Genomic DNA, 2,603 nt, shown 5'->3' on the forward strand with positions numbered 1-2,603 from the left:
ACTGATTCCTGAGGATCTTTATCATGGTCAAATAATTCTACAAAAAGCGGTTCGTTTTTAGGAAAACGTCTGTCTTTCCATACGACCATACGGTAACGTTCTGTACGCATGGCATAGCCCATTACAAAATCTTCAAATACTTGACGGTTCCATTTATCGCCCATTTGTTTTTCAATTTTAGTCTCTATTTTTTTGATTAGTGGACCAAAGAAAGAATTACGAAACGGTGGTGTAAAAGGTCTTGCCGCCCACTCACGCATAGCTGGATTAGGGAATAAACTGAAAGCAGCCTCTTGCCATTTGATGGCTGGATTTTTCAAAACAGGGACAATACTATGACCTTCTAAATGTTCTGGACGTTTTAATCCTGCTAAGTCGGAAAGTGTTGGAAAAATATCAACCATTTCTACCAACGCATCTGACTTTTGTCCTTTTACATTATCTGTAACTCCTGGAGCGACAATAATAAAAGGAACACGAGTAGCCAATTCATAATTGGTTGCTTTACCCCAATATCCCATTTCACCAAGATTGAAACCGTGATCTGACCACAAAACAATAATAGTATTGTCATATTCTCCAGACTCTTTCAAGGCTTCCACCATTTTTCCTAACTGAGCATCAATATAGCTGATACAAGCATAATATCCATGGCGCAATTTACGTTGCAACTCAGGTGAAAAAGGTTCTGTTTTAGGAATATCGGCACCAACACGCACTTCCATAGATTCTGATAATCCCATAGAAGCTCCGTCTTTTGGAGGGTTTACTTGAGTAGCAATAGGAATCGTAGCTTCATCATAGAGATCCCAATATTTTTTTGGAGCAATCCAATCTAAATGAGGCTTGTGGAAACCTAAAGCTAAAAACCATGGTTTATCATCTTTTTTAACCAAATCTTTTAAAGTAGCAATAGCATTATTGGTGTTTTGACCGTCTTCATAAGTATCATCCGGAACATCCGCACATTCTGTATCAGGTCCTTTAGCAAGCCAGTTTTCACGAATCATTTTTTCGCCATACTTTTCTTCAAGCTCAATTTTATTTTTAAGATACATCAACTGATTTTCAGGTAGGGCATACCCTCCTGTTTTTTCTTCTGACTCACCGCTCATTTTTACACGAATAGGTTTTCGACTCCACGACAAGGCATCATCAGTATATTTTCCATGAAAAACTTTACCTGTAAAAACTGTTTCATATCCGTTTTCACGAAAGTGTTGCGGAATGGTTTTGATACTCGGACAATTCAATCTAAAATCCTGAAACAAATCAATTACATTAATTGTTTCAGGACGTGCTCCAGTCATCAAGCTCGCACGCGAAGGACCACAAATAGCTTCTTGGCAATACGCTCGATTAAATTGCACTCCAGATTGTGCCAAAGCATCAATATTAGGTGACTTTACCACATTTGAACCATAACAACCTAAATCCGCACGAAGATCATCTACAGCTATAAAAAGTACATTAGGCTGTTTCTTTTTCTGTGCCGACACATTTACAGTTGTAAATACTAAGCTAACCAAAAGCAAACTAAAAAAATTTCTATTTTTCATTTATTAAATATTAAACACCTCTTTCTCAATAAAAATAAAGATTTTATTGATGCAAAGGCTATAAATCATTATTGAACTTACAAATTAGAAAAAAAAAAGCAGTCCGTAGTTCGTAAAATTTACCTGTTAGTATATGTATTTTACCCTAACTGAAAATGTAAAAAGAGTAATTAGCTTTAAAATGATGAATAATTGTATAATGTTATTTATAAAAGAAAGATAAACTTAAATATATATGCTAAACCCTACTTATTTCTTCAAAATAAACTAATAAAAAATCCTGTAGCTTCAAATCTCAATGGCAATTAGCGTTTACTTGTACAAACAAACTCATAGTTGAAGGCGACACATACGGAATTCCTAAACCCAGTCCTCTCAGAATAAACAATACCGCAATCAATATGACCACATACGGAATTGCTTTTTGGATTTTGTTTCTAACAGATAGTGTTATAAAAGATTGAATAAAGATTACAGCACTCATCAAAGGCACGGTTCCTAGCCCAAACAAGACCATATACAATACTCCAAAAGTAGCAGATTGCATGGCAATAGCGCCAAACAAAGCCATATACACCATGCCACAAGGCAAGAACCCGTTGAGGAGTCCTATTGTAAAAAAGGAATTGTAACTTTTATTTTTGAACTGTTGTCCTAACTTAGATTTCAGCTTAGTGATTAATTTGAAAATAGGTTTTGAAAAATTGTAGATAGTCAGTTTTTTTTCTGGAATTAGAACTACAAGAATCATCGCTAGACCTATAAATAGGGACATTTTTTGTTGTAATCCTGCAATATAAAGACCTCGTCCTAGCAATCCAAACAATAAACCTATACTACCATAGGCTGTAAGTCGTCCCAGATGATAAGTCACAATTTGAATTATTTTCTTTGCTTGGTTGTTTCGATCTACAGGAAGCATCATCGCTATAGGACCACACATCCCAACGCAATGAAAACTACTGATTAATCCAAATATGAAAGCGGTGTATAACAAAGTTAGAGGTTAGAGGTTAAAGGTTAGGAGTTGGAAGTTAGGAGTTA

Annotated in this window: 2 protein-coding genes; both read right to left on the reverse strand. The window is 35.5% G+C overall.

Translation table 11 applies throughout. The features are described from left to right. On the reverse strand, positions 1–1,559 hold a 1,559-nt coding region (locus WBQ70_RS12745), incomplete at its 3' end, for a sulfatase (RefSeq protein ID WP_423914863.1). Between the two features lie 295 nt (positions 1,560–1,854). Next, positions 1,855–2,556: a sulfite exporter TauE/SafE family protein gene (locus tag WBQ70_RS12750; RefSeq protein WP_423914865.1), complete on the reverse strand. Its 702-nt coding sequence runs from the start codon at positions 2,554–2,556 to the stop codon at positions 1,855–1,857. Positions 2,557–2,603: the final 47 nt, after the last annotated feature.

This window comes from Flavobacterium sp. (assembly GCF_049590715.1).
Lineage (GTDB): Bacteria > Bacteroidota > Bacteroidia > Flavobacteriales > Flavobacteriaceae > Flavobacterium.